Below are 21,502 nucleotides of genomic sequence, written 5' to 3' on the forward strand. Positions count from 1 at the left end.
CATGCCGACCTGCCCGAACGGACATCAGTCGGTCTCCGACGACTGGTGCGAGGTCTGCGGACACCGCATGACCGGGGCGGGTGCGCCGGCGGGTGCCGTACCGCCGCCTCCCCCGCCGCCGCCCGCCTATGGCTACCCGGGGCCCGGCGGCCCCGGCCCGGCTCCGGCTCCCGCTCCCGGGGGCTACGACCCGAACGCGACCGCCCAGGCGGAGCTCTGCCCGCAGTGCCGCACCCCGCGCGAGGCCATGGCCCCGTTCTGCGAGGAGTGCCGCTGGAACTTCCTGACCAACACCGCGACCTCGTACACGCCGGTGGCGCCGCCCTCCCCGCAGCAGAGTCCGCCGCCGGGGCTGAACCTGCCGCCGGGCTTCCAGACTGCGCCCGGGCCCGCGCAACCGCAGCCGCCGCAGCCTCCGCAGCAGCAGCCGCAGCCCGATCCGTACGAGTACCAGAGCTCGCGGCCCTCGCAGATGAACCGTCCGGCGGAGCCGCTCTCCGCCGACCCGACGCACCACCAGGCGCCGCCGCAGCGGCCGCCGGTGCAGCAGCAGCCGCCGCAGGGGCAACCGCCGCAGGGCTTCCCGCAGGGACCGCCGCCGCCTCCGCAGTCCTTCTTCCAGCCGCCGCAGGGACAGCCCGCGCCTCCCGCGCCGCCGCAGCATCAGGCTCCGTCCGCGGGTGGCGACGACTGGGTGCTGCCGCCGCCCTCGCAGCCGCAGGCGCCCCCGCAGGCCCAGCCGCCGCAGCAGCAGATGCCGCAGCAGCATTACCAGCCGCCGCGGCCCGCCGCGGGCTGGTCGGCGTACATCGGGCCGGACCGCGACTACTTCCTGGCGATGATGCATCGCAGCGGCCCGGAGGCCTCGGGCCTGAACCTGCCCGCGTACTCCCCCGAGCAGCACCTGCCGCTCCAGGGCAACCAGGTCAGCATCGGCCGCCGTCGGCACTCCACCGGCGAATCCCCTGACATCGACCTGTCGGTGCCGCCGGAGGACCCGGGCGTCTCGCACCAGCACGCCGTGCTCGTGCAGCAGCCGGACGGTTCGTGGGCGGTGGTGGACCAGAACTCCACCAACGGAACGACGATCAACGGCGCCGAGGAACCGATTCAGCCGTACGTGCCGGTCCAGCTCCAGGACGGCGACCGGGTACACGTCGGCGCCTGGACGACGATCACCATCCGGCGCGGATAGCGGCGCAGCCCGGGGATATCGGACATTGGATCCATAATCCTGGATATTGGATCCGGGATCGTGGATCCGATGTCCCGGTCAGCCGCTGGGCAGGGGCCAGGCGTACGGTCCCTCCGGGTAGTCCAGCCAGGCCCACTGCCGGCCCCCGCTCACCGTCACCCCGAAGCGCTCCCGTTCCGGCCGCCGTTCGCGCTGCCAGAGCGAGAGCGCTTCGCGCACGTCCAGGCTCTCCTCGGTCAGCGTGCGCAGGAACTGGAAGCGGTCGTCGTCGAAGACGTGCCGGGGCAGCCCCATCGGCCGGGCACGCGGGAAGCGGGCGTTGCCGCCGCGCAGGGCGACGAAGTACGCGGACGTGGGCAGGAAGCGCCCCTCGGCGTGGGCCTCGTCGGCGACCCGCAGCAGGAGCAGTCCGGTGGAGAGCGGGGCGAGGACGAGGGCGTCGGGGCGGCACTGGGCGAGCCAGGTGTACGGGACCGACGGGAGGGTGCACGTCGCGATGATCCGGTCGAAGGGGGCGCGTTCGGGGCAGCCCCGGGCTCCGTCGCCGGTGAGCACGGTGGGCCGGTGTCCGGCGGTGGCGAGATGGACGCGGGCGGACTCGGTGATCTCCTCGTCGATGTCGACGGTGGTGACGTGCCGCGCGCCGAGCCGGTGGCTGAGCAGCGCGGCGTTGTAGCCGGTGCCGGCGCCGATCTCCAGGACGTCGTGTCCGTCGCGTACGTCCAGGGCCTCCAGCATCTGGGCCATCAGCGAGGGCTGGCTGGAGGAGGTGACCAGCTCCCCGTCCCGTACCCGGGTGGCCAGCGGTACGTCCCGGTAGGCCCCGCGCAGCCAGCGGGCGCGGCGGGCGGGGTCGGGGTCGCCGGACCAGAGGCGTTCGTAGCCGCAGGCCCCCGAGACGTAGTAGGAGGGGACGAACAGGTGTCGGGGGACCTCGGAGAAGGCGGCGCGCCAGGCGGGGTCGCGGAGTGCGCCGTACGCCTCGATCTCCCGCACGAGTGCCCGTCGCGCCCGCGCGCCGTCCTCGGCGTACTCGTCCCGCTGAGCGCCCATGCCTCCACTGTCCTGCGCGGACGGCGGGGAGGCGAACGTCCGCCCACCCGGCCGCGGCCGGGTGGGCGGACGGACCAGTGGTCCTAGACCTCCGGTCCTCGGCCGGAGCATCTGAGACGATGGAACGGTGATGGAGATTCCGCGCGGCACACTTCAGGAGCAGACCTTCTACGAGCAGGTGGGTGGAGAGGAGACCTTCCGGCGTCTCGTCCGCCGCTTCTACCAGGGAGTCGCGGAGGACCCCCTGCTGCGCCCGATGTACCCGGAGGAGGACCTCGGACCGGCGGAGGAGCGTCTCGTGCTCTTCCTGATCCAGTACTGGGGCGGCCCCCGCACGTACAGCGACCACCGCGGGCACCCCCGGCTGCGGATGCGCCACTCACCGTTCCAGGTCGACCGGGCGGCGCACGACGCCTGGCTGAAGCACATGCGCGCGGCGGTGGACGAGCTCGGGCTCGCCCCCGAGCACGAGAGCCAGCTGTGGAAGTACCTCACGTACGCGGCGGCCTCCATGGTGAACACCGCGGAGTGACGCATTCCGGAGCCTGAGGCCCGGATAACGGTCACGATCCAGTCAAGGACCCCGTGCAAGCGGTTTCCAGAGGCACGTGCCCTCTGGAAGCATCGGACGAACGTTCGGCGGGCTCAGGGGGATGCGTGACCGGTTTCGTACTGCTGCGTCTCAGGGCGCACCGGTTGCTGCTCGCCGCGGCGCTGCTGGCCGTCCTGCTGACCACCTCGGTCCTCGCGGCCCTCGCCGCCTTCTCGGGCTCCATCGGCAACGCCGCACTCCAGGGGACGCTTCAAGGCCGGGCCGCGCCCGCCGCCGCGCTCGTCGTCGCCGGTCAGGTGCCGGTGGACAAGCAGGCGAGCGCCGACGCCGCCGTGCGCGCGGCGGCCGACCGGACCTTCGACGGGCTGCCGGTGAGCGTACGGAAGCTGCAGCGCTCGGGCCCGTACGCGCTCCCCCGCGCGCTGCAGAGCCCGGCCGCGCGCCTGGGCGAGCCGGACCTCACCCTTGTCGCGGCCCTCGACCGTTCGCGGCTCGCGCTCGTCAAGGGCGCCTGGCCGGGCCGTGGCGGAGAAGCCACCACACCGGCCCCCTCCATCGAGGTGGCCGTACCGGAGGAGGCCGCGAAGCGGCTGCGGATCGAGCCCGGCGCCGTCCTCGACCTCACCGACCGGCTCGGCGGGAAGCCGGTGCGGGCCCGGGTCACCGGGCTCTACCGACCCGTCGACCCGAGCGACCTCTACTGGCAGCTGGACCCGGCGGGCGGCCGGGGCGTGAAGACCGTCGTCTTCACGACGTACGGTCCGCTGCTCGCCGACCCGGCCGTCCTCGCCTCCGGACAGGTCACCTCGGGCGAGACGTCCTGGCTGGCCTCCGCCGACCACAGCGGCGTCACCACCGACCGCATCGGCGCGCTGAGCGCCGCCGCCTCGACCGAGCCGAAGGCACTGATCACCGACGCGGCGCCGTTCGGCACGACCGTCACCGCGCGCACCTCGCTGCCGACGGTCCTGGCACAGACCGAGCGGGCCCTGCTGGTCTCCCGGTCCACGCTGATGATCGTCGCGGTGCAGCTGGTGCTGCTCGCCGCGTACGCCCTGCTGCTCGTCGCCCGGCTGCTCAGCTCCGAGCGGTCCGGCGAGACCGCGCTGCTGCGGGCCCGGGGCGGTTCGCGGCGCCGGATCGCCGGGCTCGCCGCCGTCGAGGCGCTGCTGCTCGCGCTGCCCGCCGCCGTGCTCGCACCGCTGCTGGCGGGACCGCTGACCCGGCTGCTCGCGGACCGCTCCGCACTCGGCGCGCTCGGCGTCCGGCTCGACGACATCCCGCTCGGCCAGGTGTGGCTGGTGGCGGGGCTCGTCGCGGTGTGCTGCGCGGCCGCCGTCGTGGCGCCCGCGCTGAGCACCGGGGACGGCGGTGGCGTCGGCCTGCGGAGGAAGCGCGCGGCGGCGCTGCCCGCGCCGGTCCGGGCCGGGGCGGACATCGGCCTGCTGGTCGTCGCGGCGGTCGCGTACTGGCAGCTCGACCGGCAGACCGGCGGCTCCGGAGGCGCCGCAGGCTCCGGAGGCGAGGGTTCCGGGGCGCTCACCGGTGACCGAGGGGGCGCTCTCGGCATCGATCCCCTCCTGGTCGCCGCCCCCGCGCTCGCGCTGCTCGCCGGTACCGTCCTGACCCTGCGTCTGCTGCCACCCACGGCCCGGCTCGCCGAGCGGCGCGCCGCGAGCGGGCGGGGGCTGCCGGCCGCGCTCGCGGGCTGGCAGTTCAGCCGCCGGCCGCTGCGCGGCGCGGGCCCGGTGCTGCTGCTCGTCCTCGCCGTCGCCATGGGCATGCTCGCCATCGGGCAGAGCGCCTCCTGGGACCGTTCGCAGGAGGACCGGGCCGACTTCCGTACGGGAACGGCGGTCCGGGTCCTGACCAACGGCGCCGCCGACCCGGCCCAGGCCGGGCAGTTCACCGCGCTGCCCGGGGTCGGCTCGGTCGCCCCCGCGCACCGCTCCACGACCAGCTTCGCGGGCAACCGCACCGGGACCGTCCTCGCCCTCGACATCCGGCACGCCGCCGACGGCTTCCAGCTCCGCGACGACCTCGCGGACGCCCCGGCCCGCGAGCTGCTGACGTCGCTGGCGCCGAAGGCCGGTCCACGCCCCGGGATCGCGCTGCCGGAGGGCAGCCGCGGCCTGGCCCTCGACCTGCGCCGTACGGCGCCCGCCGGCACGGAACCGGTACAGGTGACGGTCGTCGTGGAGGACGCGTACGGGATTCCGTACCGTCAGATCGCTGGCCGTCTGCCCGCCGACGGGCAGCGGCACCGGCTCACCGTCGACCTGGGAGCCGAGGACCCGCAGGCCACCCAGGGGGCCGGGCGGGCATCCGGCGGGTCGCTCACGCTGACCGGCGTGGAGCTCGACGGAGTCGTCGTCGAAGGGCGCGGCGGGCCGCAGACCTTCGCGGTCGAGGGGCTCCTCGCCCGCCAGGGGCAAGGCGCCGAGCGGCCGGTCGACGCCGTGCGCTCCCTCGCCTCCTGGACCACCCGCTACCAGGCGACCGAGGACGGCGAACCGAAGAACCCGCTCCCGCTCTCCGGGCGTTCCGCCGGGGCGACGCCCTACACGGTCGGGTTCACGGCCGGCTACGCGGCCGAGACGTCGGATCTGGGGTCCCTGTGGGGCGAGGAGGAGTACGGTCTGCGGCTCGCCGCCCCGCGCCCGGCGCCGCCCGCGACGCTGCGCGGCGTCGCGACGGACACCTTCCTCTCCGCCGCCGGGGCGAAGGAGGGCGACCAGGTCGAGGTGTCCCTCGGGGGTGTGCGGCTGAACGTCACGGTCGTGGACACGGTCCGGGAGCTGCCGACCACGGGCCCGGGCGCGACGACCGTCTCCGCGGGCTCCCCGACCGCCACGCCGGACGACGGGGGCGCGCTCCTGGTCGATCTGCACGCGGCCAACCAGTTCCTCTCCACCGACCCCACCGCGACCCTGCCGCCCACCGAGTGGTGGCTGACCACCGCGCCGGGCCGGTCCGACGAGGTCGCCGACGCCCTGCGCGCCCGGCCCGACGCGGACCCGGCGCAGGTGCTCGTACGGGACGAGGCGGCGGCCGAGCTGCTCGGCGACCCGCTGGGCGCGGGCCCCAACGCGGCGCTGATGGCGGTCGCGGTGGCCGCGGCGACGCTCGCGGCGGTCGGCTTCGCGGTGAGCGCGGCCGGTTCGACGCGTGAACGGTCCGCGGAGTTCGCGGTGTTGCGTGCGCTCGGCGCCCCGCGCCGCCAGCTCGCCCGGCTGATCGCGGCCGAACAGGGCCTGCTGGTCGGCATCGGCCTGCTGGTCGGCGTGGCGCTCGGCACCGTGCTGACCCGGGCCGTCGTACCCCTGATCGTGCTGACCGGGCAGGCCGCGCAGCCGGTCCCGGGCGTCCTGGTCGAACTCCCGCCCGGCCACGTGGCCCTGCTGCTCGCCGGGGTCGCCGCGCTGCCGCTGCTGATCGTCGCCGGGATCGCTCTGCGCCGCACCGACCCGGTCGTGACCCTGCGCCACCAGGGGGACCAGTGAAGCGCCGTACAGCACGTGAGACATCCGCGAGGAAGGCGACCGACATGCCCCGCAAGGACGGCCGCCCCGCCCGCGCCGTGGCGCCCTGGGTACGGACCCGGCTGCGGACCGCTCCGGCGACGGCGGCGGCGTACGCGTTCCTCGTCCTGGTCACCGCGTTCCTCGCCGCCGCCCTCCTTCGGACCGTCGACCGGTACGAGACCGAGGGCCTGCGCCACGACATCGTGACCGCGCCCCCGCGCACGACGGTCCTCGACATCACCTCCCAGCCGGCCGCCGACCTCCCCCGGGAGGCCCGCGCGGCGGAGGTCGCCCCGTCACGCCTGGCGAAGAAGAGCACGGAGCTCCGGGAGCTGCTGCCGGCGCCGCTCCGCGTCGACCTGGCACAGTCCGCGCACGGCGTACGCACCACCAAGCGGATCCCCGGGCTCGACCCCTGGCTTCCGAAGCCGTCCGGCCTACCCCCGGAGTTCACCCTCACCACGCTCCCGGAGCTCGACCGCCACGCGACCGTACGGGAGGGCCGACTGCCCACCCGCGCCGAGCCCGGCCGGGCGAGCGAGATCGCCGTCACCCGTGAGACCGCGAAGGCGCTGCTGCTGAAGGTCGGTTCGGTCGTCCACGTCCCGGATCTGTTCGCCAACGAGCCGCTCGCCCTGACCGTGGTCGGGATCGTCGAACCGCGCCGCCCGCAGGGCCACCACTGGTCCGTCGACCCGCTCCTGCGCACTCCGGTGCTCACCTCGAAGAACACTCCCGGCGGCACGTTCTTCTACTGGCAGGCAGGCCTGCTGCTGCCGCCGGCCGGTGCCCCCACAATTCTGGCGAGCGGTGGCGAGCCGGAGGTGTACTGGCGGTTCGCCCCCGACGCCGGCCGTCTCACCGCGCAGGACGAGCCCCGGCTGGCCACCGCCCTCGCCTCCGTCTCCGCCGGCCCCGACCTCGTGCGGATCCGGGAGACGGTCGGCGCGACCGGCTCGGCCGACACCGGCCTGGACGAGATCGTCGAGGCGTACGGCGGGATGCGGTCGACGATCGGGTCGGTGGTCACCGTCGCCGCCTTCGGCATCGGCGCGGTCGCGGCCGTGGTCCTCGCCATGACGGGGGGCCTGTTCGCCGCCCGACGCGCCGCCGAACTCGCGCTCCTGCGCTCGCGCGGCGGCTCGCTCGCCGGGATCGGCCTCCGACTGCTCGGGGAGACGACGGTCCTGGCGCTGCCCGCCGCCGCGCTCGGGCTGCTGCTCGCGACGCTCGCCTTCCCCGAGGCACGGTTCCTGCCCGCGCTCGCCGCCGCCGGGGCGGTCGCGCTGCTCGCCGCGCTCGCGCTGCCCCTGCGGGCGCTGTACCTGCACCGCAAGCCGCTCGCCCATGGCGGGCGCGAGGACCTGGTGGACGCCCGCCCCACCCGGGGCCGTACGGTCGCCGAACTCACCGTCCTCGTCCTGGCCGTCGGCGCGGTCGTCGCGCTGCGACGGCGCGGTACGGGGAACTACGGGGACCATCTGATCAGTTCGGCTCCGGTGCTCGTCGCGCTGATCGCCGCGCTGGTCCTCGTACGGCTGTATCCGCTGCCGCTGCGGTGGGCGGCCCGGCCGGCGCGCCGGCTGCGCGGCGCGGTCGGTCATCTGTCGCTGGCCCGCGCCGGGCGTTCCTCGGCGACGGGCGCGTTGCCGCTGCTCGCGCTCCTGGTGGCGCTGTCGACGGCCGCGTTCGGCGGTTCGGTGCTCGCCGGGGTCTCCGACGCGCGGGACCGGGCGGCGCTCCTGGAGACCGGCGCGGACGCGCGGGTGACGGGGAACGCGGACGCGGTGCCGCTCACGGACGGGCTCACGCAAGCGGTGCGCCGGACGGCCGGGGTGACGGACGTGGCCACGGTCCAGGTCGAGTACGGCGTGGAGCTGCCGGACGGTACGGGCCTGCAGCCGGAGCTGGGCACCACGGCGCTGGTGGGCGCGGACCCGGAGTCGTACACCCGGCTCGCGGAGCGGACGGGCTTCGGCCCCTTCCCGGCGGACCTGCTGAAGCCCACCGGTGGCGCCGGCGGCAAGCGGGTCCTGCCGGCGATCGCCTCGCCCGCCGTCGCCGAACGGCTCGGCACGGAGCCGCGCGAACTGGAGGCGGCGGCCGGTGAGTTCACGGTACGGGTCGTGGCGGTACGGACCTCCACCCCGGCCCTGCCCGAGGAGGACTTCCTGCTGGTCGACAGCGCCGGCCTGACCCACCGCGCGGACACCGTCCTGCTGGCCTCCGGCCCGTCGATGGACGGGACCGCGCTGCGGAAGGTGGTCGCGGCGAAATCCCCGGACTTCGCCGTCGTCCTGCGGACCGAGCGGCGGGCCACGTACGTGGACTCGCCGATGCAGGCGGGCGCCGAGCGGATCTACCTGGCGGCGATCGGGGCCGGCGCGGGCTACGCCGTCCTCGCCCTGCTTCTGTCGCTGATGCAGGCCGCGCCGGAACGGGCCACGCTCCTCGCCCGGTTGCGGACGATGGGCCTCACCCGGCGCCAGGGGCGGCGGCTGCTCGGCCTGGAGGCGCTGCCGCAGGCGCTGCTCGCGGCGGTCGGCGGCACGCTCGTCGGCTGGGCGACGATCCTGCTGCTCGCGCCGGGCGTGGATCTGGTCCGGCTCTCGCTGGCGGAGCCACCCGGACTCGCCACGCTCGACAGCGCGCCGCTGCGGGCGGACCCGTGGTCGCTGGCCCTTCCGGCGGCGGGAGTGGTGGCGCTGGCCGCGCTGGCGGCGGCCCTTCAGGCGTGGTGGTCGACGCGCAGCGGATCGATCAAGGAACTCAGGGCAGGAGACGCACGATGACGACGACCGACACCACTCTGGCGGAGCTGGAGCAGCGGGCGACGGAGCGCCGCGACCGGCCCTCGTACGGGCACGACGCCCTGATCGCCTGCGATCGGCTGGTACGGATCTTCACCACGGACGGCGTGGAGGTGCAGGCGCTCCAGGGCCTCGATCTCCTGGTGCGGGAGGGCGAGTTGATGGCCCTGGTCGGGGCGTCGGGCAGCGGGAAGTCGACGCTCATGAACATCCTGGCGGGCCTCGACGTGCCGACGGCGGGCGCGGCGAAGGTCGCGGGCCGCGACCTGCTCGCCATGGACGCGAAGGCACGGCTGGAGTACCGACGGGACGTGGTGGGCTTCGTCTGGCAGCAGACCGCGCGCAACCTGCTCCCGTACCTGACGGCGGCGCAGAACGTCGCGCTGCCGATGCAGCTGCGGGGCCGGTCCAGGCGGAAGGCGGAGCGGGCGGCGGAGCTGCTCACGATGCTGGAGGTCGCGGACTGCCGGGACCGCAGGCCGCACCAGATGTCCGGAGGCCAGCAGCAGCGGGTCGCGATCGCCGTGGCGCTGGCCAACTCCCCCTCGGTGCTGCTCGCCGACGAGCCGACGGGCGAGCTGGACTCGGCGACGGGAGAGCAGGTGTTCGCGGCCTTCCGGCGCGCCAACGAGGAGTTGGGCACGACGATCGTGATCGTCACCCATGACCAGGCCGTCGCCTCGGAGGTGCGCCGCACGGTCGCCATCCGCGACGGCCGTACCTCCTCCGAGGTGCTGCGTCGCACCGAGGTGGACGCGGAGGGCCAGGAGTCCCTGGTGGCGCGCGAGTACGCGATGCTCGACCGCGCGGGCCGGCTGCAACTCCCGGCGGAGTACACGGCGTCCTTGGGCATGGAACACCGCGTGCTCCTGGAGCTGGAGCAGGACCACATCGGAGTGTGGCCGGACGACGCGGAGGGCTGAGCGGGTCGACGGGGGTGGACGGTGGGGCGATTCGGGAGCTTCGTGGCGAGGTGGGCGGGGAAACCGCTGACGGCGCTCGGCGTGCTGGTGGTGACCTTCGGCGCCGGCTGGCTGACGTACCGGTGGGCCGACTGGAGCCTGCGGAGCGAGGCGGGAACACCCAGGTTCGTCGCCCTGCTGGGCGGGGTAGTGCTGGCGGCCGTCGCCCTGGTGGCCCTCGGCGCGCTGTTCCGGGAGACCGGTGCCGCGGTCGGCTTCGGGCTGTTCCTGCTGGTCCTGGGCCTGGGGGCGGTCTGGGTGGAGGTGGCGGACTCGACGACCAGGAGCGAGGTGGTCACCTGTGCCGTCGTGGGCAAGGTCAGGACGTCGCACCACCCGACGTTCGGCGAGGGCGCGCCGAAGGACAAGACACTGTTCCACTACGAACTCGACTGCCCGGGCGGCCTGTTCCCGGAGTTCAGCTCCGAGACCAAGGCCGAGGTGGAGGACGGGAAGATCCGCGTCGCGTACGACCCGAGCCGCCGGATGGACCCGATCCTGGCGAGCGAGAACCTGGCCATCGGGTCGCCGGTGATCCCGACGATCCTGCTGGCGCTGTCGGCGCTGGCGTCGCTGATCGCGGTCGTGGGCGAGGGCCGGGAGTCGACCGCCCCTTGATCGGTCAGGCGGGGGCGAAGGAGAGGCCGACGGGACGGTCTTCCGCCGCCCTGAGCGGTCAGGCGGGGGCGAAGGTCAGGGCCGACGGGACGGTCCGTACGGCTATCGAGCCGTAGGGCGTACGGAACCGCAGCCACGGGCCCGAGGCGAGCAGCGCCACCGGCACGTCCTCGGCCGGCAGGAAGCCCAGGGACTGTGCCGCGTGCACGGCGCGCAGCGGGAGCCCGGTCTCCGCGACCGTCCGCGACCAGATCTCGCGCCCGATCCGGTCCCGCTCCGCCCGAGTGCGCCGTTCCTCCGGCAACTCCTCGTCCCGCGCCCGGAATTCGGCGACGGCCGCGGCGACCGCGCCGCGCAGACCGCCCGCGCCGGGCAGTCCGGCGACCGGTTCCCACCCGCCTCGGGGCGGCAGGACGCCGGCCCACGGAGGCCCGGTGACGGCGTCGGGGACGACGGCCTTGCCGGCCGACTCCTCGATGCCTTCGAGGAGTTCGCCTGCCGACACGGTGACGTCCAGGTCGACGGCGTCGACGAGCCGCGCCGTGCGGATCGCGAGCACCTCGAACGACGGCGGCCGTCCGAAGACGGCGACCGCGCCGCCCCCCGCCTGGAGGCGGACGGCTGCGGCGCGGTCGTAGTGGATGAGCCGGGCCAGGAAGGCGGCGAGGTCCGCCGCCTCCCTGGCGTCGGCGAAGTGCAGCGGCGCGATCATGCGGCGGCCGTCATCCCGTCGTCCATGTACTCCTCCAGGAACGAGCGCTCCTCGGCGGAGATACGACGCGGACGCTGGGCCTCCAGGTCGAAGGGAACGACGACCGTCGAGGCCCGTACGTACGTCACATCCGGGTCCTTGATCTCGTACGCGATCGTCAGTGACGCCGCGCCTATCTTCGTGACCCACGACTCGATGGTCACGGGCTGGTGCCGGTGGACCAGCGGCCGTACGTAGTCGATCTCGTGCCGGGCCACGACGGACCCGCCGGAGAACGACGGCGAACCGTCGCCCGGCGCCAGCCGGAACATGAAGTCGATCCGCGCCTCTTCCAGGTACCGCAGGAAGACGACGTTGTTGACGTGCCCGAAGGCGTCCATGTCCGACCAGCGCAGGGGACAGCTGTAGATGTGGCGCACGCTCAGCCTCGGGTCAGCTTCTTGTACGTGGCACGGTGCGGACGGGCCGCGTCCGGGCCGAGGCGCTCGATCTTGTTCTTCTCGTAGGACTCGAAGTTGCCCTCGAACCAGAACCACTTCGAGTCACCCTCGTACGCGAGGATGTGCGTGGCGACCCTGTCCAGGAACCAGCGGTCGTGGGAGACGACCACGGCCGCACCGGGGAACTCCAGGAGCGCGTTCTCCAGGGAGCCGAGGGTCTCGACGTCGAGGTCGTTGGTCGGCTCGTCGAGGAGCAGCAGGTTGCCGCCCTGCTTGAGGGTGAGCGCCAGGTTGAGGCGGTTGCGCTCACCGCCGGAGAGCACGCCGGCGGGCTTCTGCTGGTCCGGCCCCTTGAAGCCGAACGCGGAGACGTACGCCCGCGACGGCATCTCGACCTGGCCCACGTTGATGTAGTCCAGCTCGTCGGAGACGACGGCCCAGAGGGTCTTCTTCGGGTCGATGTTGGCGCGGCTCTGGTCGACGTAACTGATCTTGACCGTCTCGCCGACCTTGATCTCGCCGGAGTCCGGGGTTTCGAGGCCCTGGATCATCTTGAAGAGCGTGGTCTTGCCGGCGCCGTTCGGGCCGATGACACCGACGATGCCGTTACGCGGCAGCGTGAAGCTCAGGTCGTCGATCAGAACCTTCTCGCCGAAGGCCTTGGTGAGGTTGTTGACCTCGACGACGATGGAGCCCAGGCGCGGGCCCGGCGGGATCTGGATCTCCTCGAAGTCCAGCTTCCGCATCTTGTCGGCCTCGGCCGCCATCTCCTCGTACCGGGCGAGACGGGCCTTGGACTTGGCCTGACGGCCCTTGGCGTTGGACCGCACCCACTCGAGCTCTTCCTTGAGCCGCTTGGCGCGCTTGGCGTCCTTCTGGCCCTCGACCTTGAGGCGGGTGGCCTTGGTGTCGAGGTAGGTGGAGTAGTTGCCCTCGTAGGGGTGGGCGCGACCGCGGTCGAGCTCGAGGATCCACTCGGCCACGTTGTCGAGGAAGTACCGGTCGTGGGTGACGGCGACGACGGTGCCGGGGTACTTGGCGAGGTGCTGCTCCAGCCACTGCACGGACTCGGCGTCCAGGTGGTTGGTGGGCTCGTCGAGGAGCAGCAGGTCGGGCGCCTCCAGGAGGAGCTTGCAGAGCGCGACGCGGCGCTTCTCACCACCGGAGAGGTTGGTGACCGGCCAGTCGCCGGGCGGGCAGCCCAGCGCGTCCATGGCCTGCTCGAGCTGCGCGTCGAGGTCCCAGGCGTTGGCGTGGTCCAGGTCCTCCTGGAGCTTGCCCATCTCCTCCATGAGCGCGTCCGAGTAGTCGGTCGCCATGAGCTCGGCGACCTCGTTGAAGCGCTTCAGCTTCCCCATGATCTCGGCGGCGCCGTCCTGCACGTTCTCCAGGACGGTCTTGGACTCGTCGAGCGGGGGCTCCTGGAGGAGCATGCCGACGCTGTACCCGGGCGACAGGAACGCGTCACCGTTGGACGGCTGCTCAAGGCCGGCCATGATCTTGAGGACGGTGGACTTACCGGCACCGTTCGGGCCGACCACACCGATCTTCGCACCGGGCAGGAAGCTCAGCGTCACGTCATCGAGGATGACCTTGTCGCCGTGCGCCTTGCGCGTCTTGCGCATCGTGTAGATGTACTCAGCCAAGAGAAACCGTCCGGCAAAGAGTGAGTGGGCAGATACACCCCATCTTGCCTGACCGCCACCCCTCGGTGCGAACCAGTAGGTGGGGGGCGTGCTGACCTGCGCGCCGTCGACTCACCTCGGTAGCCGACCGGTCGCTTTCGGTCACCACCCGATCTGCTGCTCGCCCAGGACCTCGCTGCCGATGGCCGCGGCGAGTTTCCGGGCCCGGGGCAGGTCACCGAACTTGCCCACGTGGACGAAGACCGTGTGATGTTCGGTCCAGTCGCCCCACTGAGCGTCCTCGCCGTGGAACACGACCTGCACCCCGTCGTACTTCGCCGACCCGTGGAGATCCGATTCCGGTTCGTTCGGCCACATGCCGTGCCAGGCGATGGCGGCCATGCCCTGGCCGAGAGCCCTGACGAAGCGGTCCTCCACGCTCCCTGTCGGGGCGTCCTCCATGAGGTCCAGTGGGAGGTGCTGTTCCAGCGTGGCGTCGTCCGTCGCCGTGACGTCGAGGTCGAAATAGACGAACTCCCCCGCCGGACCGGTCCGCCTCTCCTCGTAGTCGAAGTTGGCCTTGGGCAAGATCGACGCCATGGCCCGAAGGTCTGCGACCGTCCGCAGTTCGGCGAAGAGACCGACCTCCTCGTCGCGCTCCGCAAGGAGCGTGCACAGGCGCTTGGCCTGCGTGTACGCGGTCGTCGCGCCGGTGGTCCGGAGGACGGGATACGCCATGGAATTGCCCATGTCCGAACGGTGACACGCCTTCGCTCGCCTCCGCCAACGTATTACCGCGCCTGGATCCGGTGGCTGCCGGCATGCGCGACGGCCCCGGTGCGCGTGGCGCGCGCCGGGGCCGTCGGTTGCCGTGAGGCGGGGGTGTTACTGGCCGGCCGTCTTCTTCTTGCGGAGGAAGAAGACCGCGCCGCCGCCGAGGACGACGAGGACGGCAGCGATGCCGGCGATCATCGGCGTGGCGTTGGAGCTACCGGTCTCGGCGAGGTCGCCGCCACCAGTGGTGGAGCCGGTCGTGGCACCGGTGGTGCCGCCCGTGGTGCTCGGGGTGGGCGTGGCGGAGACGGAGGGCTCGGTCGACGGGGTCTCCGTCGGGAGCGGGCCCGGGGTGGCCGTCTTGCAGTCGAGGACGCCCTTGAAGTTCTTCTCGAAGCCGTTCGGGCCGGTGATCGTGAAGTCGTAGGCCTCGTCCTCGGCGAGCGGGATCGTGACCGTCTGCGACTTGCCGGCGCCGATGGTGACCTTCTTGCCCTTCAGCTCGAAGGTGAAGTCCTCGTCACCCTCGTTGGACGCCGTGACGTCCAGGCCGCCCTTGGCGCAGTTCTTCTCGGCCGTGACGGCCGGGATCGCGCCCTTCTTGGCCCACGTGGCGGTGGCCTTGGCGGTGACGCTGGAGGTGCTGGTGCCGGCCAGGATCAGGGTCTGGCTCTTCACCTTGGTCGAGACGAAGGCGCGGCCGATCGGGACCGTCGTGTCGGCCTGGACCTTGAGCTCGGCGGCACCGTCCGGCGTACCGGCGGGGATGTCGAAGAAGACCTGGCCGCCCTTGCCGACGTTGGTGACGACCTTGCCGTCCTTGTCGACGAGCTTGACGCCCGCGGGCGCGCCCGGCGCGAGGGAGACGGTGACCGAGTCGGCGTTGGTGTCGACGGTGAGCGGGCCGAGGCGCTCGCCCGACTTACCGGCGACGGAGGCCGGGGAGACACTGAGGGAAGCCTTGGGCTCCTCCAGGTTCACCGCCGTCTTCTCCAGGTACTCGGTCAGCTTCTTGGCGTCCTTGTTGACCGGCTTGGCGTCAACGTTGTCCGAGAAGTGCCAGATCGCGGCCTGCGTCGCGGCAGCGGCGGTCTTCTCGGTGAGGTTCTTCGCGCCGACCTTCTTCGCCAGGGCGTTGAGGTCGTTCACCTGCGGGTAGGAGTTCTGCAGGATCCAGCGGATCTTGCCCGCGTTCTTGTTGTTGTGGAGGGACGACTGGTCCCAGCCGACCTCCTTGTACTCCTGGCCCGTCTTGGCGCCGGTGTAGAGGTCGATGCAGTAGGTCTGCAGCGAGCCGCCGGGGTTCGCCTGCATCTGGAACAGGCCGGCGGCGATCTCCCCCTTGCCCTTGATCTTGACCATGTCGAAGACGGTGAGCTTGCCCAGCGTGGCGGTCGCACCGCCGGTGCTGCCAGCACCCTCGTCGGCCGCCGCCGGTCCCGCAACGGCTATCGCGCCAGCAGCGACGAGGCCCGAGACCACGGTCGCGGCGGCAAGGCGGGCAACGCCGCGCCTCCGAACAGAAAACATGAATTTCCCCTCCGGGCGACCGCTCCGTGCCGTCCGTTCATGACATGACACGTGGGGGGAGCGCATCGCCAGCAGAATCACAGACCCGGTTGACTCACTGTCGACTCAAGTGATTACTCAAGTCCCGTATGAGTACCTGGGAATCCTAGAGACGGGGAAGAGCTCGGTGCCCGTCAGTACGACCTGATAACCATACCGTCTCGAAATCGTTATCACCGGACCTCCCCAAGTGGGAAGTCGCAGGTCACGGAGTCGACAAATCCCCCACAACTCCTGCTCAGAGCACGGGTTCCAGCACACGGGGTGACTTCGGGGCTTCCGGCGCCTCCCAGGGATCGCGTTCCACCGCGCCCCCGCCACCGTTCCCCTGACGTTCCGTCGTGCGTGGCTCGCCCTTCACCACGCGCCGGAACGCCGCCGTGCCGCGCGTCAGATCGTGACCCACCGCCACCGCGTCGATGTCCACGTACGTCCTGCGCCGCGTCTCGGGGGGCTTGCCCTCGTCGGGTACGTCCTCCTCCCGCACCCGCAACCGGCCGTGCACCACCAGCGGCTCCCCCACCGAGACCGAAGCGGCGAGGTTGGCTCCGAGCGCCCGCCACGCGAACACCGTGTAGAAGCTGGTGTGTCCGTCCGACCAGGTGCCCCGCTCCCGGTCCCAGCGGCGCGCGGTCACCGCGAACCGGAACCGGGCCACCCCGCCTGTCGGCGTGTCCCGGTACTCCACGCTCGTCGCCACGTTCCCGACGAGCGTCACCATCGTGTCGTTCATGTCGTCCTCCCCCATTTCGCAGCGCTCTCGCAGCACTTCAGCCGCCTCGGTTCCATGGTGGACCGGGCCGGCGAAGCGCGCCGAGGCCTGTGGAGGGAGCGTGGGTTGGGGACAACTCCGTCACCCCCACGGGTGGTGAATCCCCGCGCCCGGCCTCACCGCAGCCGTGCGCCCGGTCTCGTGCCGCCCCACCGCATCCCGACACCGCCCAGCCGCCCCATCCGCGCACCCGAGCGGGTGCCCGACACCGTCACGTACTGGTCGCGCACCTCCCGATAGCGCATCAACTCGGCCGCGATCGGGTCCAGGACGCGCGCCCGTCCGCACGCGGCCGCCGCCTCCCGCAGCTTGCGTTCGGCCTCCTGGCCGTACCGCCGGGCGGGCCCCTTCACCGCCGCCGCGCACGCCCACTCCACCAGCGGACCGCCGGCGATGCCGCCGAGCATGATGACGACGGGCGGCAGCAGCCCGGGCTCCACGACGCCGACGATCTGGCCGACCAGCCACAGCGCTCCGAAGAGCTGCAGGAGCGTCATCAGGACCTGGGCCAGGACGGCCGCCGGCCACCAGGCGGGGCGCGGGGGCCGGGCGGCCGGGTCGCCGATGGTCGCGGTGAGTTCGTCGAGCGCCTCGGGCAGGCCCTCGGCCCCGCGCGCCGCCGCCTCGCGCACCGCCTGCGCCCAGGGCGCCGGGAGCCCGCGCGAGGCGTCGTCGGCGACGGCCCGCACGGCCTGTTCCACTCTTTGGCGGGCGGTGAGTTCGTCCTCCGGCGGCTGAAGGCGCGGGTCGGTGGCGCCGTGGGCGCGGAGCCGTTCGTACCAGCGGTAGAGCCGCAGCCAGGGCGTGCCGCAGGCGCGGATGGCGCCGCGGCGCCAGACGCGTTCGGCGGCCTCGCCCGCCGCGGTGGCGCCGACGGCGACGGCGAGCCGGGCCGCGAAGTCCTCCCGGGCCCGCTCCCCGAGGCCGGCCTGGCCGTCGGATACGTACACCGGGCGGAGCCGGGCCGCCGCCGCGTCGACGTCGGCCGAGAGGCGGAGCGCGGGCGCGGTGCGCTCCTGGACGAACCGGCCGAGGAGTTCGCGCAGTTCGCCGACGCCCTCGCCGGTGAGGGCGGAGAGCGCCAGGACGGTGGCGCCGGGTTCGCCGTGTTCGCCCAGGGCCATGCCGTCCTCGTCGAGGAGGCGGCGCAGGTCGTCCAGGACGAGGTCGGACGCGTCGGGGCCCAGCCTGTCGATCTGGTTGAGGACGACGAAGGTGACCTCGGCGTGGCCGGCGAGGGGGCGCAGGTAGCGCTCGTGGAGCGCCGCGTCGGCGTACTTCTCCGGGTCCACGACCCAGATCACCGCGTCGACCAGGCCCAGGACCCGGTCGACCTGCTCGCGGTGGCCGGTGACGGCCGAGTCGTGGTCGGGCAGGTCGATCAGGACGAGGCCCTGGAGGTCCTCGTCCGCGGCCCCGCCCGCGAGGGGGCGGCGGCGGAGCCGGCTGGGGACGGCGAGGCGGTCGAGGAGTCCGGCGGAGCCCTCGGACCAGCTGAGCGCGATGGGCGCGGAGGTGGTCGGGCGGCGCAGTCCGGTCTCGGAGACGGGCACGCCCGCGAGGGCGTTGAAGAGGGTCGACTTGCCGCTGCCGGTCGGTCCGGCGATCGCGACGACGGTGTGCCGGGCGGAGAGCCGCTGGCGGGCGGCGGCCTCGTCGAGGACGCGCCCGGCCTGCGCGAGCCCGGCCTCGGCGAGGGTGTCGGTCTCCAGGCGCGTACGGGAGAGGCCGACGAGTTCGTTGAGGGCGACGAGGCGGGTGCGCAGCGGCCCGCCGTACTGCCCGCCGAGGGCCGGAAGGCCGTCCTCCGCCGAAGGGTCTGCCTCGTCGGCGCCGTCCTCACCGCTCTGGGCGGCCCGCTCGGCCACCCGCCGTGCGATCAGTCCGTCGTCCCAGCGGTCGTCCACCGTGCTGCTGCTCACCGGTCCTCACTTCTCCTTCTGCAGTACGGAGAGCGCGGCGATCAGCTCCGCCTGCGGCTCGGGGGTCACGTCGAGGGCGTCGAGGGGGGCGAGCAGCCGGTCGCGTTCGGCGTGCAGGGCGCGGTCGAGGTACGTCAGGACCAGCTGCCCGCCCTTGTCGCGCAGGCGTAGTGCGGCTTGGGCGCCGAGGAGTTCGGCGAGCCGCTCGCCGGCGCTGCGGGTGCGGCGGCCGCCGAGGAGGGCGGCGGCGAGCAGGGCGGCGACGGTGTCGGCCTCGGGGGCCGCGGTACGGGCGGTTCCGGTCCGGTCGGTGGTGCGGAGCTCGTCCTCGGCCAGCTCTTCGAGTTCGCGCCGCCAGCGCCGTACGGTCAGCTCGATCCGCTCGGGCGCCTCCCGGTCGGGACCGGCCTGGTCACCGAGGGCGGCCGCGCCGGGTTCGCGGCGCCAGGCGTCCCGTACGCGTTCGTCGGCGGCGGCCGCCGCGCACTGGACCAGGGCGGCGAGCGACTCGACGAGGGCGTCGAGCAGTTCCTCGGCGGAGCTGTCGCGGGGGTAGCCGCGCCAGCGGGTGCGGGCGTCGCCGGCGAGGACGGCGCCGCGGCGCAGCTGCTGCCGGACTCGCTCGCCCTGTTCCTCGTAGGCGCTCTCGACGGCGCCGCCGAGCCGGACGGCGGCGGCGTACTGGGCGGCCACGGCCGCGGCGAGCTCGGGCATGCGGGTGTCGAGGGATTCGATGACGCCGGTGGCGGTCCGGCCGGCGGCCTGCTGGCGCGCGGCCGGGTCCTGGGCGCAGTGGGCGAGCCAGGCGCGGAGCGGGGCGACGGCGTTGTCGGGCAGCAGCCCGCTGCCGCCGCCCGTGGACTCGGGCAGCTCGGGGATGGTGAACCGGGGTACGTCGCCGAGTCCCGCCTTGTCGAGCAGGGCCTCGTACTGCCGGGAGACCTCGCCGATGACCTGGTGGGGGACGCGGTCGAGGACGGTGACGAGGGTGGCGTCGTACTCCTTTGCGGTACGGAGCAGGTGCCAGGGGACGGCGTCGGCGTACCGCGAGGCGGTCGTGACCATGACCCAGATGTCGGCGGCGCAGATCAACTCGGCGGCGAGGAGCCGGTTCTCGACGACGAGGGAGTCGATGTCGGGGGCGTCGAGCAGGGCGAGCCCAGGGGCGAGGGCGGAGGAGGTCTCGACGCGCAACGCGTTCTCCTCGGGCGGCTCGTCGCCGGCGTCCTCGTCCTGCTGGGGCAGCCAGACGCGGGTGAGCTGGGGCAGGACGCGCATGCCGGCGAACCAGTGGTGGTCGTCGGGGTGGCAGACGAGGACGGGCGTACGGGTGGTGGGCCGGAGTACTCCGGCCTCGCTGACACGGCGCCCCACAAGGGAGTTGACGAGCGTGGACTTCCCCGCTCCGGTGGATCCGCCGACGACGGCGAGGAGAGGGGCGTGCGGGTCCTTCAGCCGGGGCACCAAGTAGTCGTCGAGCTGGGCGAGCAGCTCGGCCCGGGTCTGGCGGGCGCGTGGGGCGCCTGGGAGGGGGAGGGGGAGACGCACGGCGGCGACACAGTCGCGCAGGGCGGAGAGTGCGTCGATCAGCTGAGGCCGTTCGTCCAAGGTCACCACATGCGAAGAATGCCCAATTTTGGAGCCTTTTTGAAGCGTATAAGGGCCCTACGCGCCGACCGAACGAAGGATGACGGAAGCCTCAGGCATAACGAGTGCACAACACCCGGGCCGAGTGGCGTGAAAAACACTGCGGGAATCGCACCTGCCTGCGATTATCATTCCGCTTCACTGAACCTCCACATCGTGGCACGCAGGTGAAGCAACCGGGCCAAGGGGATCGGAGCCCTATCCTTGACCCAACCGGCCACGCCCCACCCACCAGGGGCTCCCGGCCACCGACCCACCACCCGGCCCCCGTAGCTCAGTGGATAGAGCAGGTGCCTTCTAAGCACTTGGCCGCAGGTTCGAGTCCTGCCGGGGGCGCTTTACCACGGACCCTCCTTCGGGAGGGTCTTTTTGCTGGTCACGGCCGGTTATGGGTGGTTGCGCAGGGTCCGGACACGCCCTTGGCGGGCGTGGGGAGGGTGCGGCGGTGTCCGGGCGGCGTGGCGTCGGCGCGCTCGATCGCCGCGTCGATCCACCGGAGTGTCCTTGCCTGGTCTTACGATCCGGCCCGTGGCGATCGAACTGACTGACGAGCTGATCCGGCTCGAAGAGAAGGCCTGGGCGGAGATCCAGGCCAAGGAGCTGACCATGGAGACCGCGATCGCGGTACAGGCCGCGATCACGGCGCACGCCGAGGCGACCGAGCAGTCCCGGTACGAAGTCGAGAAGGAGCTCAAGAAGCGCGTCCGGCATCCGGAGCCGCCTGCGGACGACTGATCCCTGAGTGCGCGGCAGGCGGGCGAGCCGCCGGGGGTGCGCGTCGCCGGCTGTCGCGCCTACTCGTCGTCCTCGTCGTCCTCCTCGTACCAGCCTTCGATCATGCCGACGAGTCGTTCGTCGATCGGGTTGTCGAACTCGTCTTCGGTGGCGAGGAGTCGGCGCAGCAGGTTCAAGGGGTACCAGTGCTCGCCGGGCTTGGCGTCGGGTGCGCCGACGCAGGGGGTGTCCAGGTACGCGGGGTCCTGGACCGCCGGATAGAACGCCGGGAGCACGCCGAAGGTGACGTCCGGTTCGAACTTCCACACCCAGCCCTCGCGCCGTCGGCACAGGGTCTCGCCGATGTACCACACGGCTCCCTGGACGAAGGGGGAGCGGCGCTGCGCGGTGATCTCCTCCGACTCGGCGAAGGTCTCCTTGACGAGGTCTTCCAGGACATCGAGGGAGGCGTCGGAGAAGTCGAACCGGTCCACGCCGCCGGCTTCCTGGGCCCAGCCTTCGAAGGCGGCCTGCCGTTCGGTGAGCCAGGCCAGGAGGTCGGGGTGGCGGGTGGAGTCGTAGTCGGAGTGGGGTGTGGTCATGGCCCGAACC

The 21,502-nt window shown here is 72.9% G+C and carries 17 protein-coding genes and 1 tRNA gene; 8 read left to right on the forward strand and 10 right to left on the reverse strand.

What is annotated here, in order from left to right:
- The first annotated feature begins 1 nt into the window (after nucleotide 1).
- A complete protein-coding gene (locus ACWF79_RS09670) occupies nucleotides 2-1,195 on the forward strand; it encodes an FHA domain-containing protein (RefSeq protein ID WP_453727509.1) in 1,194 nt (397 codons plus the stop codon).
- Between the two features lie 78 nt (nucleotides 1,196-1,273).
- Here the strand turns inward: ACWF79_RS09670 and ACWF79_RS09675 are convergent, their stop codons facing one another.
- Nucleotides 1,274-2,248 carry a methyltransferase domain-containing protein gene (locus ACWF79_RS09675; RefSeq protein WP_453727510.1) on the reverse strand — a complete coding sequence of 325 codons (975 nt, stop codon included), beginning with the start codon at nucleotides 2,246-2,248 and terminating at the stop codon, nucleotides 1,274-1,276.
- Nucleotides 2,249-2,375: 127 nt separating this feature from the next.
- On the opposite strand from ACWF79_RS09675, the gene ACWF79_RS09680 reads away from it, so the two are divergent.
- The 5 genes from ACWF79_RS09680 to ACWF79_RS09700 all read left to right on the forward strand — a co-directional run bounded on the left by ACWF79_RS09680 (nucleotide 2,376) and on the right by ACWF79_RS09700 (nucleotide 10,715).
- Complete coding sequence (locus ACWF79_RS09680; protein ID WP_453727511.1) at nucleotides 2,376-2,780, forward strand: globin; 405 nt, start codon at nucleotides 2,376-2,378, stop codon at nucleotides 2,778-2,780.
- Between the two features lie 125 nt (nucleotides 2,781-2,905).
- Nucleotides 2,906-6,304, forward strand: coding sequence for an FtsX-like permease family protein (locus ACWF79_RS09685; RefSeq protein WP_453727512.1), 3,399 nt, complete (start codon nucleotides 2,906-2,908; stop codon nucleotides 6,302-6,304).
- A 44-nt stretch (nucleotides 6,305-6,348) separates the two neighbouring features.
- Complete coding sequence (locus tag ACWF79_RS09690) at nucleotides 6,349-9,117, forward strand: FtsX-like permease family protein (RefSeq protein ID WP_453727513.1); 2,769 nt, start codon at nucleotides 6,349-6,351, stop codon at nucleotides 9,115-9,117.
- Complete coding sequence (locus ACWF79_RS09695; protein WP_453727514.1) at nucleotides 9,114-10,058, forward strand: ABC transporter ATP-binding protein; 945 nt, start codon at nucleotides 9,114-9,116, stop codon at nucleotides 10,056-10,058. Before ACWF79_RS09690 ends, ACWF79_RS09695 begins: the two co-directional genes overlap by 4 nt.
- Before the next feature lie 42 nt (nucleotides 10,059-10,100).
- Complete coding sequence (locus ACWF79_RS09700) at nucleotides 10,101-10,715, forward strand: hypothetical protein (protein ID WP_453727515.1); 615 nt, start codon at nucleotides 10,101-10,103, stop codon at nucleotides 10,713-10,715.
- Between the two features lie 58 nt (nucleotides 10,716-10,773).
- Here ACWF79_RS09700 and ACWF79_RS09705 read toward each other — a convergent pair whose 3' ends face one another.
- From ACWF79_RS09705 to ACWF79_RS09740, 8 genes are all read right to left on the reverse strand, one after another.
- Nucleotides 10,774-11,427 (reverse strand): hypothetical protein, encoded by a 654-nt coding sequence (locus ACWF79_RS09705; protein ID WP_453727516.1) that lies wholly within the window; start codon nucleotides 11,425-11,427, stop codon nucleotides 10,774-10,776.
- Entirely contained in the window at nucleotides 11,424-11,846 is a 423-nt protein-coding gene (locus tag ACWF79_RS09710; protein ID WP_453727517.1) for an acyl-CoA thioesterase, read from the reverse strand. Before ACWF79_RS09710 ends, ACWF79_RS09705 begins: the two co-directional genes overlap by 4 nt.
- 2 nt (nucleotides 11,847-11,848) lie before the next feature.
- On the reverse strand, nucleotides 11,849-13,513 hold the full coding sequence (gene ettA, locus ACWF79_RS09715; RefSeq protein WP_453727518.1) for an energy-dependent translational throttle protein EttA: 1,665 nt from the start codon (nucleotides 13,511-13,513) through the stop codon (nucleotides 11,849-11,851).
- A gap of 141 nt (nucleotides 13,514-13,654) precedes the next feature.
- Nucleotides 13,655-14,242, reverse strand: coding sequence for a hypothetical protein (locus tag ACWF79_RS09720; protein ID WP_453727519.1), 588 nt, complete (start codon nucleotides 14,240-14,242; stop codon nucleotides 13,655-13,657).
- Between the two features lie 135 nt (nucleotides 14,243-14,377).
- Nucleotides 14,378-15,796 carry a Cys-Gln thioester bond-forming surface protein gene (locus ACWF79_RS09725; RefSeq protein ID WP_453727520.1) on the reverse strand — a complete coding sequence of 473 codons (1,419 nt, stop codon included), beginning with the start codon at nucleotides 15,794-15,796 and terminating at the stop codon, nucleotides 14,378-14,380.
- 277 nt (nucleotides 15,797-16,073) lie between these two features.
- Complete coding sequence (locus tag ACWF79_RS09730) at nucleotides 16,074-16,568, reverse strand: single-stranded DNA-binding protein (protein WP_453727521.1); 495 nt, start codon at nucleotides 16,566-16,568, stop codon at nucleotides 16,074-16,076.
- 155 nt (nucleotides 16,569-16,723) lie between these two features.
- Entirely contained in the window at nucleotides 16,724-18,529 is a 1,806-nt protein-coding gene (locus tag ACWF79_RS09735) for a GTPase (protein ID WP_453727522.1), read from the reverse strand.
- A gap of 6 nt (nucleotides 18,530-18,535) precedes the next feature.
- Entirely contained in the window at nucleotides 18,536-20,137 is a 1,602-nt protein-coding gene (locus tag ACWF79_RS09740; RefSeq protein WP_453727638.1) for a dynamin family protein, read from the reverse strand.
- A 302-nt stretch (nucleotides 20,138-20,439) separates the two neighbouring features.
- Here ACWF79_RS09740 and ACWF79_RS09745 point away from each other — a divergent pair.
- Nucleotides 20,440-20,512 (forward strand) — tRNA-Arg (locus ACWF79_RS09745).
- A 192-nt stretch (nucleotides 20,513-20,704) separates the two neighbouring features.
- Complete coding sequence (locus tag ACWF79_RS09750) at nucleotides 20,705-20,911, forward strand: hypothetical protein (RefSeq protein WP_453727523.1); 207 nt, start codon at nucleotides 20,705-20,707, stop codon at nucleotides 20,909-20,911.
- 59 nt (nucleotides 20,912-20,970) lie between these two features.
- Here the strand turns inward: ACWF79_RS09750 and ACWF79_RS09755 are convergent, their stop codons facing one another.
- On the reverse strand, nucleotides 20,971-21,492 hold the full coding sequence (locus ACWF79_RS09755) for a hypothetical protein (RefSeq protein ID WP_453727524.1): 522 nt from the start codon (nucleotides 21,490-21,492) through the stop codon (nucleotides 20,971-20,973).
- Between the last annotated feature and the right edge of the window lie 10 nt (nucleotides 21,493-21,502).

The organism is Streptomyces sp. NPDC054975, from assembly GCF_053609105.1.

Coding starts and splice junctions, on each gene's coding strand:
- ACWF79_RS09705 (WP_453727516.1), bottom strand. CDS start 11,427: ATGATCGCGCCGCTGCACTTCGCCGACGCCAGGGAGGCGGCGGACCTC.
- ACWF79_RS09725 (WP_453727520.1), bottom strand. CDS start 15,796: ATGTTTTCTGTTCGGAGGCGCGGCGTTGCCCGCCTTGCCGCCGCGACC.
- ACWF79_RS09720 (WP_453727519.1), bottom strand. CDS start 14,242: ATGGGCAATTCCATGGCGTATCCCGTCCTCCGGACCACCGGCGCGACG.
- ACWF79_RS09690 (WP_453727513.1), top strand. CDS start 6,349: ATGCCCCGCAAGGACGGCCGCCCCGCCCGCGCCGTGGCGCCCTGGGTA.
- ACWF79_RS09695 (WP_453727514.1), top strand. CDS start 9,114: ATGACGACGACCGACACCACTCTGGCGGAGCTGGAGCAGCGGGCGACG.
- ACWF79_RS09755 (WP_453727524.1), bottom strand. CDS start 21,492: ATGACCACACCCCACTCCGACTACGACTCCACCCGCCACCCCGACCTC.
- ACWF79_RS09670 (WP_453727509.1), top strand. CDS start 2: ATGCCGACCTGCCCGAACGGACATCAGTCGGTCTCCGACGACTGGTGC.
- ACWF79_RS09730 (WP_453727521.1), bottom strand. CDS start 16,568: ATGAACGACACGATGGTGACGCTCGTCGGGAACGTGGCGACGAGCGTG.
- ACWF79_RS09675 (WP_453727510.1), bottom strand. CDS start 2,248: ATGGGCGCTCAGCGGGACGAGTACGCCGAGGACGGCGCGCGGGCGCGA.